This is a genomic window from Microbacterium sp. CFBP 8801 (genome assembly GCF_014839455.1).
Classification (GTDB): domain Bacteria; phylum Actinomycetota; class Actinomycetes; order Actinomycetales; family Microbacteriaceae; genus Microbacterium.
This window is the reverse complement of record NZ_JACYNU010000005.1, coordinates 1-14,934: the sequence shown is the minus strand read 5'-3', so window position 1 is coordinate 14,934 and position 14,934 is coordinate 1. Positions and strand designations below refer to the sequence as shown.

Annotated in this window: 17 protein-coding genes; 4 read left to right on the top strand and 13 right to left on the bottom strand. The window is 69.3% G+C overall.

The window, feature by feature from the left end; genetic code table 11:
• Nucleotides 1-901: 901 nt before the first annotated feature.
• Nucleotides 902-1,702, bottom strand: coding sequence for a fructose 1,6-bisphosphatase (locus IFR11_RS07555; RefSeq protein WP_191915743.1), 801 nt, complete (start codon nucleotides 1,700-1,702; stop codon nucleotides 902-904).
• Nucleotides 1,703-1,879: 177 nt separating this feature from the next.
• Between IFR11_RS07555 and IFR11_RS07550 the strand changes: the two genes are divergently transcribed.
• Complete coding sequence (locus IFR11_RS07550; RefSeq protein ID WP_244630658.1) at nucleotides 1,880-3,547, top strand: sensor histidine kinase; 1,668 nt, start codon at nucleotides 1,880-1,882, stop codon at nucleotides 3,545-3,547.
• Nucleotides 3,544-4,662 (top strand): hypothetical protein, encoded by a 1,119-nt coding sequence (locus tag IFR11_RS07545; protein ID WP_191915742.1) that lies wholly within the window; start codon nucleotides 3,544-3,546, stop codon nucleotides 4,660-4,662. The genes IFR11_RS07550 and IFR11_RS07545 overlap by 4 nt, the downstream gene beginning before the upstream one ends.
• Here IFR11_RS07545 and IFR11_RS07540 read toward each other — a convergent pair whose 3' ends face one another.
• Nucleotides 4,663-5,301, bottom strand: a complete 639-nt coding sequence (locus IFR11_RS07540; protein ID WP_055833754.1) for a hypothetical protein — start codon at nucleotides 5,299-5,301, stop codon at nucleotides 4,663-4,665.
• A gap of 88 nt (nucleotides 5,302-5,389) precedes the next feature.
• Between IFR11_RS07540 and IFR11_RS16750 the strand changes: the two genes are divergently transcribed.
• Nucleotides 5,390-7,162 (top strand): DUF4012 domain-containing protein, encoded by a 1,773-nt coding sequence (locus tag IFR11_RS16750; protein ID WP_191915741.1) that lies wholly within the window; start codon nucleotides 5,390-5,392, stop codon nucleotides 7,160-7,162.
• A 183-nt stretch (nucleotides 7,163-7,345) separates the two neighbouring features.
• Nucleotides 7,346-7,900 carry a hypothetical protein gene (locus IFR11_RS07530; RefSeq protein ID WP_162242837.1) on the top strand — a complete coding sequence of 185 codons (555 nt, stop codon included), beginning with the start codon at nucleotides 7,346-7,348 and terminating at the stop codon, nucleotides 7,898-7,900.
• Between the two features lie 45 nt (nucleotides 7,901-7,945).
• Here the strand turns inward: IFR11_RS07530 and IFR11_RS07525 are convergent, their stop codons facing one another.
• From IFR11_RS07525 to IFR11_RS07475, 11 genes are all read right to left on the bottom strand, one after another.
• A complete protein-coding gene (locus tag IFR11_RS07525) occupies nucleotides 7,946-8,659 on the bottom strand; it encodes an endonuclease/exonuclease/phosphatase family protein (RefSeq protein WP_055835835.1) in 714 nt (237 codons plus the stop codon).
• Nucleotides 8,660-8,740: 81 nt separating this feature from the next.
• Nucleotides 8,741-9,586, bottom strand: coding sequence for a tRNA pseudouridine(38-40) synthase TruA (gene truA / locus IFR11_RS07520; protein WP_191915740.1), 846 nt, complete (start codon nucleotides 9,584-9,586; stop codon nucleotides 8,741-8,743).
• Nucleotides 9,587-9,705: 119 nt separating this feature from the next.
• A complete protein-coding gene (rplQ, locus tag IFR11_RS07515) occupies nucleotides 9,706-10,263 on the bottom strand; it encodes a 50S ribosomal protein L17 (RefSeq protein WP_191915739.1) in 558 nt (185 codons plus the stop codon).
• A 42-nt stretch (nucleotides 10,264-10,305) separates the two neighbouring features.
• Nucleotides 10,306-11,295, bottom strand: coding sequence for a DNA-directed RNA polymerase subunit alpha (locus IFR11_RS07510; protein ID WP_055833740.1), 990 nt, complete (start codon nucleotides 11,293-11,295; stop codon nucleotides 10,306-10,308).
• 188 nt (nucleotides 11,296-11,483) lie between these two features.
• The gene (gene rpsK, locus IFR11_RS07505; RefSeq protein ID WP_013583990.1) at nucleotides 11,484-11,882 is read right to left on the bottom strand and encodes a 30S ribosomal protein S11; all 399 of its coding nucleotides are present in this window, start codon (nucleotides 11,880-11,882) and stop codon (nucleotides 11,484-11,486) included.
• Between the two features lie 34 nt (nucleotides 11,883-11,916).
• Nucleotides 11,917-12,291, bottom strand: coding sequence for a 30S ribosomal protein S13 (gene rpsM, locus IFR11_RS07500; protein WP_055833737.1), 375 nt, complete (start codon nucleotides 12,289-12,291; stop codon nucleotides 11,917-11,919).
• A gap of 145 nt (nucleotides 12,292-12,436) precedes the next feature.
• Nucleotides 12,437-12,553: a 50S ribosomal protein L36 gene (gene rpmJ / locus IFR11_RS07495; protein ID WP_005050492.1), complete on the bottom strand. Its 117-nt coding sequence runs from the start codon at nucleotides 12,551-12,553 to the stop codon at nucleotides 12,437-12,439.
• Nucleotides 12,554-12,612: 59 nt separating this feature from the next.
• Nucleotides 12,613-12,834, bottom strand: a complete 222-nt coding sequence (gene infA / locus IFR11_RS07490) for a translation initiation factor IF-1 (protein WP_013583992.1) — start codon at nucleotides 12,832-12,834, stop codon at nucleotides 12,613-12,615.
• Nucleotides 12,835-12,974: 140 nt separating this feature from the next.
• A complete protein-coding gene (locus IFR11_RS07485) occupies nucleotides 12,975-13,673 on the bottom strand; it encodes a DsbA family protein (protein WP_244630657.1) in 699 nt (232 codons plus the stop codon).
• Nucleotides 13,674-13,678: 5 nt separating this feature from the next.
• A complete protein-coding gene (gene map, locus IFR11_RS07480; RefSeq protein WP_082509262.1) occupies nucleotides 13,679-14,518 on the bottom strand; it encodes a type I methionyl aminopeptidase in 840 nt (279 codons plus the stop codon).
• A 1-nt stretch (nucleotide 14,519) separates the two neighbouring features.
• A partial coding sequence (locus IFR11_RS07475) for a nucleoside monophosphate kinase (protein ID WP_191915738.1) occupies nucleotides 14,520-14,934 on the bottom strand: 415 nt, incomplete at its 5' end.

Sequence of the window (14,934 nt, the reverse complement as noted above, 5' to 3'; positions counted from 1 at the left end):
CGGCGCTGCTCTGCGGAGCGATGAACCTGTTCGAGGCGGCCGGCGGCGGAACCACCGCTGCGGCGGCGGGGAACGCCACGAACGTGGTGGCCGTCGGTCTGCTCTGGGCCGGAGCACGGCGCTTGAACGCCCGATCGGCGATCGGTGCGATCAGCGTCGGTGCCGGCGGCATCCTGATGTTCGGACTCACCTTCCTCGTCCCCCTCGACGATGCGACGCTGGTGAAGACCGCCGGCCTCGCGGTGTTCGCCGCGCTCGGAGCCCTCGAGATGGCGCGCCGCCCGCTCGCGGACCTGTCCGGCGCCCGGCTGATGACGTGGACCCTCGGCCTGTACGGCGTCTACAACATCGCCCGGTTGGCCGTGGTGGCGGTCGCCGGCCTCGATCCCCTCCTCGGACGCGGACTCGTCTCGGCCGAGACCACGGCCGCCGTCAGCGCCGTCGCCATCGCGCTGGTCTCGCTCGCGGCCGTGCGCATCGGTCGCCACCTCGACGACGCTCCGATTCCGGGAACACGGGAGCACGATCGCGGATCACTGCGCGCCGCGGCGGCGGCGTTGCTCGCCGACGCCGCGGCGGCCCAGGTCACCGTCATCCGCGTGCCCGAGCTCGACCTCATCCGCACCGCGCACAGTTCCGAGCGCGCCGAGACGATGATGCGACAGCTGCTCGACGCCGCCAACGACGCGATCCCCCGCGCCGCNCGCAAGAGGTCGCCGTCCGACGCGCGTTCGCCTCCCGCATGCCGGGTATCGGGTACGACGACGTCCCCGACCTGGCCTTCCAGCACGTCGTGATCACCGAGGTCGGTGAACTCTCCCACCTGCTCGAGAGTCGCCGTCTCCGTCCTCGCTGAGCCGCTGCGCCTACCCGGCCGCCCGCGGCGGGCGCGCGGGCGGGATCAGCCCTGACTGCCGGACTGCCCCCACCCCGGAGCGCGACCGCTGCCGGGGGCGGGGGTGGAACCCGATGAGGCCGACCCCTGCTCGCTGTCGGCGAAGATCGCGATCGGCAGGTACTGGTACACCGTCTGCTGCCCGAACGACGTCTCGGTGTTGGCCGAGCCCTCGACCGCGACGTTGAGGGCGAACTCGAGCGTGATGCCGTAGGTGTCACCGGGCAGCTGGCGGATCGAGGTGGTGGGGACCAGCAGGCCGCCCTGGAAGCTGTTGAGCAAGAGGCCGCGGTCGGAACGGAGCGTGTCCGAGGGGACGAGCGTGCGCGGGTCGGCGCTGAACTGGAACGGGCTCGACACCTGACCGCTGGTCTGCGCGGTCTGCGACGTGACCGACAGCGATGAGACGTAGACGCGACGCTTCTGAGCGAGCACGGCCTTCTCGTCGACGCGGTGGTCGACGACGTTGACCGCGAAGCCCAACTGCTTGTCGTTGGTCGGCGTCCACTCCATCGTGCGCTTGGGGTTGACCGCCCACACGTCGAGGCGCACCTCGAGGCCGTCGGCGACCTCGGTCGAGAGCGACACCGAGCCGTCGTACGTGAACTGCGAGTCGAACGGCTTGTCGGCGGACGCCGACGGCGCGGGGGTCGGGACGACGGCCGCCTGGTTGCCCCCCTGCCCCGGGAAGGCACCGATGACGTCGCTGATCTGGCCGCAGCCGGTCAGCGCGACCGGCCCGGCGAAAGCCAGAACGAGGGCGAGGGCGCTCGCGCGCAGGGCGCGACGGCGGAGGGGCGTGCTCACAGGTGTCTCCTGAGGTAACGGCGCAAGGCGCGCAGAGGTCGAGAATCGACCATCACGCTGCGGGATGCAGGCCTCAGGGGGAGTCTGACCGGGCACCGCGCCCCAGAAGGGCACGTGCGGCGAGCAGAGACAGGATGGCGCGCAGAAGACTACACCACTCTCTATACACTCGATCTCATGGCATCCATGAGGAGCGTGCCGCCGGCGGTTCCTCCCGTGAGCGCACAGGACGACGACGGCACCGGACCCAGCAGTTACACACGCTCCGTGTGGCTGTTGCAGCTCGTCCTCGGGGCGAGCGTGGTCATCACGGTACTGCTCGTGCAGGCCCTCGAACCGACCCTGTTCCTCCTGTGGCCGTTCTCGTCGGGCGTCGGTGTGATCATCGCCCTGACGGCCGTCGCGATCGTCGTGCCCTGGCACCGCCTCCCGCGTGCGGCGGTCGCCGCGATCCCCTTCGCCGATATCGTCGGCATCGGGTTGTTGAGCTTCGGGACCGATCTGCGGTTCGGCTTCTTCTGGGTCTTCCCGATCATCTGGATCGCCACCCACTTCAGCCTCGCGTACATGATCTCGGCGCTCGCCACGGTGGGCTTCATCATCGTGGTGGATGCCGCGGTCAACGCGGCGGGACCCGTCACCGCTCTGCGACTCATCGTCGTGCTGCTCTCGCTCACGTTCATCGCCATCACGTCGTTCCTCTCGGCCCGGCAGACGCGGGCGTTCAAGCAACTGCTCAGACGGCAGGCCAGCCGCCTGCAGGGCACCCTGCAGCGCGTGTCGGGGCAGGAGCGCCGCGTCTCGCAGATGCTGAACGGGCTCGACACCGGCATCGCCCGGCTGTCGGCCGACGGCGAGGTGCTGGCGCTGAACGACACCTACGTCGACCTGTACGGCATCGAGCGTGACGAGTCCCAGCGTCCGGGGGGAGCCGTCGAGTACGCCACTCTTCGCGGCGACCCGCTGCCCGAGGCGGAGCGCCCGTTCACCCGCGCGGCACGCGGCGAGCAGTTCGACGACGAACGCACGTGGCTCTTCGACACCCACGGCGAGTGGCACGCGCTGTCGGTGTCGACGCGGCGCCTCATCTCTTCGGACGAACCCGAGAGCACGCTGCTCATCGTGCACGACATCACGGCGCTGATCGAGTCCGAGCGCGCGCGCGAGCGTCTCGCCGCGACCGTCTCGCACGAGCTGCGCAACCCGCTCACCGCCATCATCGGTCACGCCGACCTCGCACTGGACGACCCGGGCCTCACCCCCAAGGTGCGGGACCAGCTCGAGGTGATCGCCGGCGCCGGCGAGCGCATGCAGAAGCTGATCTCCGAGATCCTCGCGAACTCGCGTGGGGTCTTCCGCGAGCAGAACGCCCCCTCGGTCGCCGACGCCACCCGCATCATCGCGTCGTCGTTGGAATCCTTCCGCCCGGCGGCAGCCTCCCGGCGCGTCAGCGTGGTCGACGACCTCCCCGAGACAGCCGCCGTCGTCGGCGACGCCTTCCGGCTGCGTCAGGCGTTCGACAACATCCTCAGCAACGCCATCAAGTACACCCCGGCCGGCGGCTCGATCCTCATCTCGGGCGAACTCACCCCCGACGACGTCATCCTCCGCTTCGCCGACACGGGTATCGGCATCCATCCCTCCGATCTGGCGCGTGTCTTCGACCCGTACTTCCGCGCGCAGTCCGTGCGCGAGAGCTCGACTCCGGGAACCGGGCTCGGCATGGGCATCATCCGCAGCATCATCGAAGACGAGGGCGGCTCCCTCCTCATCGAGAGCGAGCTCGGCACCGGCACCACGGTGACCGTCGTGCTGCCCGCGCACACCCCCGCCGAGTCCTCGTGATCCCCGCCGACGCCCTCTCCAACCTGGGTCTCGCCCAGGCCACCGTCGCCACGGTGGGCACCGTGATGCTCATCGGGTTGGGCTTCCTGCACCGCCCCTCGCGGTCGGCGTTGCTCTGGTCGCTGGCGTTCGTGCTGGCGATGACGAGCACCTGGGTCTCTGTAGCCGGATCGATCGTCGAAGACGAAGCGATCCGGCGCGCGGGGCTCGGACTCATGCTCGGCGCCCCCGCGCTGGTCTGGTCTGGCTTCCGAGCCCGACGCGGCGTGCGGGCCCTGCCCTGGGTCGGCGCCGCGCAGGCGGTCGCGACGGCCGCCGTATTCGTGGTGGTCCCCGATCTCTCGGCCTACGGCTTCGCCTTCCGTGTCGCGTTCCTCGGCGCCGCCGTCTTCGCGGGCCTGACGAACCTCGAGCTGCTCCGGGCGGCCGATCGGCTCGAACGCCTCGCCCTTCCTCTGGCCATCGTCTCGGCGACGTTCGTGGCGCTCGGGGCGGCGGTGATGGTCGCGGGCGTCGCCGCCCCCGCCGAGATGGGCGACCTCACGCTCCCCCGCGTCCTCAACGGTCTCGCCATGCTGGTGTACCTCGTCTGCGCGACGGTGTCCCTGCTGTACTTCACCTCGGTCTCCCCCACGGGGACCCGTTCCGCCTCGTCGTGGCCCCACTTCGTCGCCACGGCATCCGATCGCCTCGCTCGCGCACGGCGCGCTCGTGAGCAGTCGTGGGCGGTTCTCACCGTTCGTCTCGACGACCCCGCTCAGTTGCGCAGCGCCGCGGGCGAGAGCAGCTGGGGCCGGCTCGTCACGGAGTTCGAGGGGATCGTCGCCGACTCCTTCCCCGCCGAAGCCGACCTCGGCTGCGAGACACGGGGACGGGTCGTGGTGGTCCTCGCCCGCCCGGACACCGTGCTGCGCGAGCACGTCAGGGAGACCCTCCGCCGCATCACCGAGGTGGACATCTCGGGCCATATCGACGTCCAGCTCTCCGCGAGCGTGGGATGGGTCCCCGCCGAGGCGGCCGACTTCGACCTCCGCGCCCTCATCGCCGCGGCCGACGATGCCGCCGCCACGGCCACGCGTCAGGGCGGCGACCGCTGGGAGCGCGTGCGCGGCTGATCAGCTCGCGGGTGTGGCCTGGCCGCCCCCGGCGATCGCGACGGTCAGAGTGTCGGTCGCGGTCTGTTTCGCGAACTCGCTCGAGTTCGGGGTGGTCTGAACGAGGAACTCGAAGGTGAACTGAAGGGTGACAAACGTGGAGTCATCGGGGACCTCGCCGACGTTGAAGGTCTGGGAGTAGCTGTACGGGGCGAGCACCAGATATCCCGGCGCGTCCGTCTGATCGCTCTGGGCCGTCAGGGGGGCGAACGACTGCGAGGCGTTGCCGGGAACCGCGGTCATGGTCGCGCGCTGCAGGTACACCTTCTGACCGTCGTCGGGCGTCACCGTTGTCACCATCGAGATGCTGACGGGTTTGAGAGCGGTCGGCGTCCAGCGGTCCATCGACAGCGTGGACCAGTAGTCGACCGTTGCGCCGACTGCTCCCGCGGTCAGCGTCCTCTTGGTGGAACCGCTCGAGAGATCGTTGCGCACCGGTTGCGGTGCGGCGCTGTTCGCGGCCGTGGGAGACGCCGACGACGACGCCTGCGCGCCGCCCTGGGCCCACGGAGGGGCTCCGCACCCGGTCAACGCCACGAGCGTCGCCCCCATCAGGGTCACCCCGATGATCGCCTTGCTTCTGCGCGCTGCGAGCCTCATGTACTCTCCCCCGGATCCTCTGCCCAGTGTAAGACGCCCGCGGCGACCCGGTCGCGCCACCACCGAAGGCCCCGTCTAGGGTGTTCGCGTGATCGACACCCCTCGCCGTCCGGCCGACGTGGCCGCACGCGTCTTCTCGTGGACCGTGGCGCTGCTCCTGGTCGCGGGCCTCGGCGGCGCCACGTGGGTCGGGGTGCGAGCGGGGCTGGCCGCCGACCACCTTCGCTCCGCGCAGGCGACGGTCGCCGCCGCCACCGCGGTCGACGATCCCTCAGCCGCGATGGCGTCCCTCGCCACGATCGGCGACGACACCGCGGCGGCCGCGGCCCTCACGGGCGATCCGGTCTGGCGGGCGGCCACCCACCTGCCGTGGGTCGGCCCTCAGCTCGCCGCCGTCTCACGCTCCGCGGCGGCCCTGGACGACGTCGCCGCGCACGCCCTCACCCCGCTGGCCGCGTCGGCGTCCGACCTGAGCCCGGCGGCGCTGACCCCCGTCGACGGCACCATCGACGTCGCGCGGATCGCCGCCGTCGAACCCGCCGCGGCCCTCGCGGCGGCGGCGCTGCGTCGCGCGGCCGATGATCTGTCCGGAATCGATCGGGCACCCCTTCTCGGCGATCTCGCCCGCACCGTAGAACAGTCGACGGCCCTGCTGATCCGCGCCGCCGACAGCGCCGATTCGCTGCACCGGGCGACGGAGATCGTGCCGACCATGTTCGGCGCCGACGGACCGCGCTCGTACCTGGTTCTCTTCCAGAACAACGCCGAGTGGCGCTCCCTCGGCGGAGTCGTGGGCGCCGTGGCCCAGGTCGACACGGCGGGCGGCCGCATCTCGCTCGTGTCGCAGGCGTCGTCGAGCGACTTCACCGGCGTCGCCGAGGCGGGTCCCGTCCTCCCCCTCACCGACGAAGACCGCGCGCTCTTCGACACGCGCCCGGCCCGTTTCGTGCAGAACTCGACGCAGATCCCCGATTTCTCCGTCGGCGCGCCCCTGGCGCGCGAGATGTGGCGGCGCCTGCACGGTGTCTCGGTCGACGGGGTGGTCACGCTCGACCCGGTCACGCTGTCGTACCTGCTGCGCGCCACCGGCCCGGTCGCACTGCCCTCGGGCGAGGAATTGACCGCCGACAACGCGGTCTCGCTGCTGCTCGACGAGGTCTACCGCCGCTACGACGATCCCGACGTGCAAGACGCCTTCTTCCAGAGCGCCGCGACGGCGGTGTTCCAGTCGCTCGCCGCAGGGCGCGCCGATCCGACGGCTCTCATCTCGGCGGTGACGCGAGCGGGTGAGGAGCGACGCCTGCTGGTGTGGAACGCGGATGCCGAGACCCAGGCCATTCTCGACGGCACCCCGTTCCAGGGTGCGCTGCCCGCCACCGACGCGACCCGCAGCATGTTCGGGGTGTACCTGAACGACGGCACGGGCTCGAAGATGGACTACTACCTGCACCCCGAGGTCGAGACGGCCTGGTGCGGCCCCGACCGCGCGTCGCTGCACGTCGAGCTGCGCAGCGACGCACCCGACCCCGCGTCGCTCCCGGCGTACGTCACCGGAGGCGGCGAGTACGGCGTACCCGTCGGCGACGCCCTGACGGGGGTCTACGTCTACCTCCCCGAGGGGGCGCGGCTCCTCGATCGTCAGACCGGCGGCGACACCGCCGCCGCTCCCGGTTTCGCCGGGGGGACCGCGCACGGGCGGGAGGTCGTGAAGTGGTCGGTGACCCTCTCACCCGGGCAGCGCGCGCAGCTGGATCTCGAGGTGCAGCTCCCCCGCACCGCCGAGCTCGGCGCTCACGCGACCCCGACGCGCGATCCGTCGGAGATCCCGCGCGGGGGCGAGTGCCGTTTCCCGCGAGGCTGAGTCCGCCCGACGCCCGGGTGAAGTCGGGCACGGCGAGACGTGAAACCTGGCGCAGCGCAAGGGTGCGCGCGCGACGGTTCCCCGAGACTCTGACGAGGAGTCGCCTTCCCTCATCTCAGGGGAGCGAGCACCACTTCGAACTCAGCACACCGGCTCGACTACGCCAAGCAGATGGGGCACATCATGAAGACCACGATCATCCGGGCCGTCGCCGCCCTCTCACTCGCCGCGGCCGCTTTGATGGCGCCGACGGCCGCCAACGCGTACACCGACCCCGCCGCCGTCTCGGTGTCGCCGTCGACGGTTGTCCCGGGCGGCTCCGCGACGTTCACCACCTCGACGGCCCCCTTCCAGACCGACGAGCAGGTGGCGATCTCGATCACGGGAGCCAACGCGAGCGCCGTCACGCTCGGGTCGGTCGCGGTGCAGACGAACAACTCACTGAGCACCACCGCCGCGTTCGGAAAGCTCAACGTCGCGATCAAGCTCCCCTCGAACGCGACGGGCACGTACTACCTCACCTTCACCGGCCTCTCGAGCAAGGTCGTGCTGCACTCGAGCGTCGTCGTCACCGCGCCCACCTCCGACAACACCTCGAAGGGCGGGCTCGCCGTCACGGGCTTCGACGCGAACAGCACCACGGGCTTCTGGATCGCCGGAGCAGCGCTGGTCGCTGCCGGTGGCGCCGTCGCCGTGGGCGCCGCGGTACGCCGTCGCCGTCAGGCGGCCTCCGCCTGAGTCACCGCCGCGAACGCGGAGGGGGCCGTCTTCGGGCGGCCCCCTTCAGCGTTGTTCGTCCATGTGGGCCTCGAGGCTCGCCGGACGGGAGTTCGTCACCTCGGCGGTGATGAGGATCGGCAGGTGGTCGCTCAGGCCCTGCGGCAGCGTCTTGATGTGCGCGATGTCGAAGCCGATCGACGTCGCGAAGTCGTAGTGCCCGCGGAAGAAGCGGTACCGGGTGTACGTGCGGGTATCGCTGAGGGTCAGTTCATACCCCTGGTCGCGCACCTTCTGCCCCAGGTTCTCTTTGAAGACCGGGTAGTTGTAGTCCCCCACCATGAGGGCGGGAAGCCCCGGTCCGAGGTTCTGCAGTTCGGTGAGAGCGGTGCGGATCTGGTGGCGCCGCAACGAGTTCAGCGCCGTGAGTGGAGCCGCGTGGAACGAGGCCACGATGATGTCGCGACCGCTGTCGATGTCGCGCAGTCGCACGCCCAGCATGCGCTCCTCGGCGGGCTTCAGCACGTAGTCGTGCAGGGACTTCTTCAGGCTGATCGCCCGGACGTCCTCGGCGCGGTAGGCGTTCTCGCGGTAGTACAGCGCGAGCCCGAGCCTGTTGCGCTGCGTCGCGTCGGCGAGCCGAAGCCCACCGATGCGCTCCGGGATGTCTGTGCTGTCGCACTCTTGCAGGCACAGCACGTCGACCTCGTGCTTCTCGACGAGAGCGACGAGTTCACCGGCGGCCCGGTGCTTGTTGAGGTTGTACGAGATGACCTTCATGGCGATCACAGCATACGACCGAGCGATCTGCGCCAGCGGTGGGGTTGCACCCGTTCCGCCCGAGGGGATCAGGATGCCGCCTCACTCGTCGTCGCGCCGCCGACGGGTCTGCTCCGCGCGGGCGGCGAGCAGGTCGTCGGCCGGGTATCCGACCTCGGCCAGCACCAATCCTCGGGCCGCCAGCACCTTCGTCTCCGGGATGCGCATCCTCGCGTCACGGATGGCGACGACATCGTCGACCTCGATACGCCCCTCGCCCACCGCCACGCACGCACCGACCAACGCGCGCACCATGCTGTGGCAGAACGCGTCGGCGCGCACGTTCGCCACGAGCACGCCGTCGTCGGCACGGCGCCAGTCGTACTCCAGCAACGTGCGGATCGTCGTCGCCTCTTCTCGCGCTTTGCAGTACGCCGCGAAGTCGTGCAGGCCGATCAACCGCTGCGCCGCGGCATCCATCGCCGCGAGGTCGAGGGTGCTGCGCACCGCGGTCGTGCGCAGGCGATCGAGGGGGTCGTAGCCCGTCGTGGCGTCGGCGAGGCGGTACGAGTAGCGCCTCCAGACCGCCGAGAATCGCGCGTCGAAGCCCTCGGGAGCCACGGTCGTCGAGCGCACCGTCACGTCGGCATACGAGCCCAGAACGCCGCGCAGACGGCCCGCCAGGGCCGTCACGGCATCCGCTTCGTCGTTGTCACGCCGCCGGCGCGGAAGGCGCGCGATCTGCCCCGCGTCGAGGTCGATGTGCGCGACCTGCCCCGAAGCGTGCACGCCCGCGTCGGTGCGGCCGGCGACGACGAGGCGCGGGTCTCCGCCGAGGATGCGCTCGAGCGCCCCTTCGATCTCGCCCTGCACCGTCCGCAGACCCGGCTGACGCGCCCATCCGCGGAAATTCGTTCCGTCATAGGCGATGTCGAGACGAATGCGCACCCGATCAGCCTACGCGGGGTGATCTCCCACCCCTCCCCCGCGCACCCTGCCGAAGGACGCCGGTGAAACGACGATGCCCCCACCCGGAAGGGTGGGGGCATCGTACCGAGAGGGAGAACTCAGGCCTTGGCGTCGTTCTGGACGGCGTCCTCGGCTGCGGCCTCGGCCGCTGCGCCCTCTTCGTGCGACTCGGCGCCGGCGTCGGCGGCCTCGTCGGTGGTGGATTCTTCGGCGGGGGCCTCGTCGGCGACGGGCTCCTCGGCGACCGGGGCTGCGGCGGCGGGAGCCGCGGCGGCCTTGTTCGACGCCTTCTTCGCGACGGGCTCGAGGACGAGCTCGATCACGGCCATCGGGGCGTTGTCGCCCTTGCGGTTTCCGACCTTCGTGATGCGGGTGTAGCCACCCTCACGGTCGGCGACCAGGGGCGCGATCTCGGTGAAGAGGGTGTGCACGACACCCTTGTCACCGATCACGGACAGCACGCGACGACGAGCGTGCAGGTCGCCGCGCTTGGCGAAGGTGATCAGTCGCTCGGCGAGCGGACGAAGACGCTTGGCCTTGGTCTCGGTCGTCTTGATCGACTTGTGCGTGTACAGCGCTGCGGCGAGGTTCGCGAGAAGCAGACGCTCGTGGGCCGGGCCGCCTCCGAGGCGGGGACCCTTCGTGGGCTTAGGCATGTCGTATTACTCCAGTAGAAGGTTCGGTCGGGTCCGACAGGGTCAGACGGTTTCTTCGTCGTAGCCGCTGTAGAACTGGGCGCCGTCGAAACCGGGCACCGAGTCCTTGAGCGACAGTCCGAGCGAGGTGAGCTTGTCGCGCACCTCGTCGACCGACTTCTGACCGAAGTTGCGGATGTTCATCAGCTGCGTCTCCGAAAGGGCGACCAGCTCCGAAACGGTGTTGATGCCCTCACGCTTGAGGCAGTTGTACGAGCGCACCGACAGATCGAGGTCCTCGATCGGCATCGACAGCTCGTTCGAGAGAACGGTCTCGACGGGGGCGGGTCCGATCTCGATACCCTCGGCCTCGACGTTCAGCTCGCGGGCGAGACCGAACAGCTCGGTGAGGGTGCGACCGGCAGACGCCACGGCGTCGCGCGGCGCGATGGACGCCTTCGACTCGACGTCGAGGACGAGCTTGTCGAAGTCGGTACGCTCTCCGGCGCGCGTGGCGTCGACGCGGTAGCTGACCTTGAGCACCGGCGAGTAGATCGAGTCGATCGGGATCTGACCGGCCTCGGCGTACTCGTTGCGGTTCTGCGTAGCCGAGACGTAGCCGCGGCCGCGCTCGATGGTGAGCTCGAGCTCGAACTTGGCCGTGTCGTTCAACGTGGCGATGACCAGCTCGGGGTTGTGCACCTCGACACCCGCCGGGGCGGAGATGTCGGCGGCGGTGACCTCGCCCGAACCCGTCTTGCGCAGGTACGCCGTGATGGGCTCGTCGCGCTCGCTCGAAACGACGAGCTGCTTGATGTTCAGGATGATCTCGGTGACGTCTTCCTTCACGCCCGGGATGGTGCTGAACTCGTGCAGAACGCCGTCGATGCGGATGCTCGTGACGGCCGCGCCGGGGATCGACGACAGAAGGCTGCGACGCAGCGCGTTGCCGATCGTGTAACCGAAACCGGGCTCCAGCGGCTCGATGATGAAACGGCTGCGGAACTCCCCGATCTTCTCCTCGGTCAGAGTGGGACGCTGTGCGATGAGCACTATGTGTTCCTTTCGATCACGTGCCCGCTATATGACACGTGTAATGGGGTGAGGTGTTGAGTTGTACTCGCTGGATGCCGAGTCACCTGAGCGATGCGCCGAGGGTGAGCCGTGGCATCCGGAAGTCTGAGTCGCGCGTAAGCGCGGCGTTCCCGGGGAGCAACGAGCACTCCCCGGGAACGGACGCGTCAGACGCGGCGGCGCTTGGGCGGACGGCAGCCGTTGTGAGCCTGGGGCGTCACGTCCTGGATCGAGCCGACCTCGAGGCCGGCAGCCGTGAGCGAACGGATCGCGGTCTCACGACCCGAACCCGGTCCCTTCACGAAGACGTCGACCTTCTTGACGCCGTGCTCCTGCGCCTGGCGAGCGGCCGACTCCGCGGCCATGCCGGCGGCGTACGGCGTCGACTTGCGCGAGCCCTTGAACCCGACACCGCCGGACGAAGCCCAGCTGATGACGGCACCCGAGGGGTCGGTGATCGAAACGATGGTGTTGTTGAACGTCGACTTGATGTGGGCCTGACCCACGGCGATGTTCTTCTTCTCCTTGCGGCGCGGCTTGCGCGCTGCGGACTTGGCCTGTGCCATGTGCGGTTCTCCTGAATCCTGCGCCGGCGGAGGCCTAGCGCGCCTTCTTCTTGCCGGCGACGGTGCGCTTGGGTCCCTTGCGGGTACGAGCGTTCGTCTTCGTACGCTGACCGCGCACCGGGAGGCCGCGACGGTGGCGGATGCCCTCGTAGGAACCGATCTCGACCTTGCGGCGGATGTCGGCGGCGACCTCGCGACGGAGGTCACCCTCCACCTTGTAGGTGCCTTCGATGTAGTCGCGAAGCGCGACCAACTGGTCGTCGGTGAGGTCCTTCACGCGGATGTCGTGGCTGATATCCGTTGCCGTGAGAATCTCGACGGAGCGGGTGCGACCCACGCCGTAGATGTAAGTAAGTGCGATCACCACGCGCTTGTCGCGCGGGATGTCGACGCCGGCGAGACGTGCCATGCGGCTCTCCTCAGAGTGTCGTGGAGGTGTGAAGCAGGATCGGTGCTCGGGCCTCCGCCCCGAGGTGTCCCCCGCCCGCTGACGCGGGCGAGATCTGATCCTGCCGGTGTGTATTCAGTTGAAAAGTGTCGAGCTCTGAGCGAACTCAGCCCTGGCGCTGCTTGTGACGCGGGTTGCTCTTGCAGATCACCATCACGCGCCCGTGACGACGGATCACCTTGCAGTGATCGCAGATGGGCTTGACGGAGGGATTGACCTTCATGATGTTCCTGTTTCGCTGTCTTCGATCCGCGGATGCGGATCGTTACTTCTCAGCCGGGCTCAGCGGTAGCGGTAGACGATACGACCACGAGTGAGGTCGTACGGGCTCAGCTCGACGACGACGCGGTCCTCGGGGATGATACGGATGTAGTTCTGTCGCATCTTGCCCGAGATCGTCGCGAGCACTTTGTGCCCGTTCGTCAACTCGACACGGAACATCGCGTTGGGCAGTGCTTCGGACACCGTGCCCTCGATCTCGATGACACCGTCTTTCTTCGCCATATACTCGCTCACGCTCTGGACAGACCGGCTGGTCTGCGGTGGATGGGGATTCGGTGCTTCGACACGCCAATGAAGGCGCAACGCACCAAAGATCAAGCATACGTGGTATCACGAGACCCGGCAACTCGCCGGGGCCGCGATCACCCGTTGAGGCGCGCGACGATGTCCTTCTGCGGATCGCCCGACAGATCGGTCTGGTTGGTCAGCACCGTGCCGTCGACCGCGATGGTCGGGGTCGAGATTCCCGCCGCGCCCTGCTGAAGGGGCGTCTCGCGCGTCATCGCGGTGACGAACTTCGTATACGTGCCATCCGAGATGCAGGAGGCCACGGCATCCGAGGCTCCGGCCGTCGTCGCGATCGAGGCAAGGGTGGCGTCGTCGAGACCGGCCGTTCCCTCCGAGGGCTGCTGCGCGTACAGGGCCTTCACGAAGGCCGGCACGTTCGCGGCGTCGTCGACGGCTACGCAGTACGCGGCCGACGCCGCTCGAGTGGAGTACTGCGTTCCCTGCGACTGCCTGTCGAGGATCGAGATCGGGTGGATGTTCAGCGTGATCTCACCGCTCTGCACGAGCTGGTCGAGCGTGGGCCCGTAGCTCTGCTCGAACTGGTTGCAGATGGGGCACATGAAGTCGACGTAGGTGTCGACCGTCTTGGGACCCGAGCCGACGGCGATGGCGCCCGTGTCGGTGTTGACCGCCGACGCCTGCGGCAGGGTGCCGGCCGAGGTCGCCTGGCTGTTGGCGAACCACACCACCCCGCCCACGATCAGCACGACCACGAGCGCGGCGGCGGTGACGCCGATCGCGAACCAGTTCGTGGACTTGCGTGCAGCCGCCATCATCATCAATCGATCTCCTTCGGCACCACACCGAACGGCGCCAGTTTTTCGGCACCGCCGTCGTGCGCGGTGAGAACCCAGATGCCCCCATCATGCACGGCGACACTATGTTCCCAGTGGGAGCCGGCCGTGCCGTCGACGGTCGAGACGGTCCACCCGTCGTCTTCGGTGAAGGTCTGCTGGTCGCCGATGACGACCATGGGCTCGATCGCCACCGCGAGACCGGGGCGCACCTCGGGTCCGCGATCCGCCACGGCGTAGTTGAAGATGCTCGGCGACTCGTGCATCTTGCGTCCGATGCCGTGCCCGACGTAGTCGCGCAGAATGCCGTACCCGCCCTCGGGGGCATTGTCGGCGATGTACTGCTCGATCGCCGCACCCACCTCGCCGAGGTGGGTGGCCCGACTGAGCGCCGCGATCCCGGCCCACAGCGACCCCTCGGTCACCTCGGACAGCCGGCGACGCGGTGAGACGACCTCTTCGGGGGCATCCCCGGGCACGATGACGGTGAACGCCGAGTCGCCGTTCCACCCGCGGAACTGCGCTCCGGCATCGATCGAGAGGATGTCGCCCGCCTGCAGCGGCCGGTCGTTCGGGATGCCGTGCACGACCTCCTGGTTCACCGAGGCGCAGATCGTGTGACGGTAGCCGCGCACCATCTGGAAGTTCGATTCCGCTCCACGCGATGTGATCACGCGCGATGCCTCGGCGTCGAGCTCGAGGGTCGTCACCCCGGGCGCGACCCGTGCGCGCACGGCATCCAGAGCGTCAGCCGTGATGAGACCCGGCTCGATCATCGACCGCAGCTGGGCGGGCTTCTTGTAGATGGAGGAACGCAGCGCCACGTCAGACAGCCGACGGGGCGATTCCGCGCGCCTCGAGGGCGGCGAAGATGCGTGCCGTGACCTCGTCGAGCCCGCCGACACCGTCGATCTCGTCGACGATGCCGCGCGTGCCGTAGACGTCGAGGATGGGCGCGGTCTCGCGCTCGTAGATGCCCAGACGCGTGGCGATGGCCTCTTCGGTGTCGTCGGCGCGGCCCTGCTCGGCCGCACGGGCCGTCAAGCGCGCGAGCGACTCGTCGCGGGGCACCACGAGGGCGATGACCGCGTCGAGACGTTCGTCGCGTCCGCCCAGGAACTCGTCGAGGTGCATGACCTGGGCGAGGTTCCGCGGATACCCGTCGAGGAGGAAGCCCTCGGCGGCGTCGGCCTGCGAGAGGCGGTCGCGCACGACCGCGCTCGTCAGTTCATCGGGGACG

Coding starts and splice junctions, on each gene's coding strand:
- infA (WP_013583992.1), bottom strand. CDS start 12,834: ATGGCGAAGAAAGACGGTGTCATCGAGATCGAGGGCACGGTGTCCGAA.
- rplQ (WP_191915739.1), bottom strand. CDS start 10,263: ATGCCTAAGCCCACGAAGGGTCCCCGCCTCGGAGGCGGCCCGGCCCAC.
- IFR11_RS07540 (WP_055833754.1), bottom strand. CDS start 5,301: ATGAGGCTCGCAGCGCGCAGAAGCAAGGCGATCATCGGGGTGACCCTG.
- rpsK (WP_013583990.1), bottom strand. CDS start 11,882: ATGGCACAGGCCAAGTCCGCAGCGCGCAAGCCGCGCCGCAAGGAGAAG.
- IFR11_RS07525 (WP_055835835.1), bottom strand. CDS start 8,659: ATGAAGGTCATCTCGTACAACCTCAACAAGCACCGGGCCGCCGGTGAA.
- rpmJ (WP_005050492.1), bottom strand. CDS start 12,553: ATGAAGGTCAATCCCTCCGTCAAGCCCATCTGCGATCACTGCAAGGTG.
- IFR11_RS07550 (WP_244630658.1), top strand. CDS start 1,880: ATGGCATCCATGAGGAGCGTGCCGCCGGCGGTTCCTCCCGTGAGCGCA.
- IFR11_RS07485 (WP_244630657.1), bottom strand. CDS start 13,673: ATGGCGGCTGCACGCAAGTCCACGAACTGGTTCGCGATCGGCGTCACC.
- IFR11_RS07530 (WP_162242837.1), top strand. CDS start 7,346: ATGAAGACCACGATCATCCGGGCCGTCGCCGCCCTCTCACTCGCCGCG.
- rpsM (WP_055833737.1), bottom strand. CDS start 12,291: ATGGCACGTCTCGCCGGCGTCGACATCCCGCGCGACAAGCGCGTGGTG.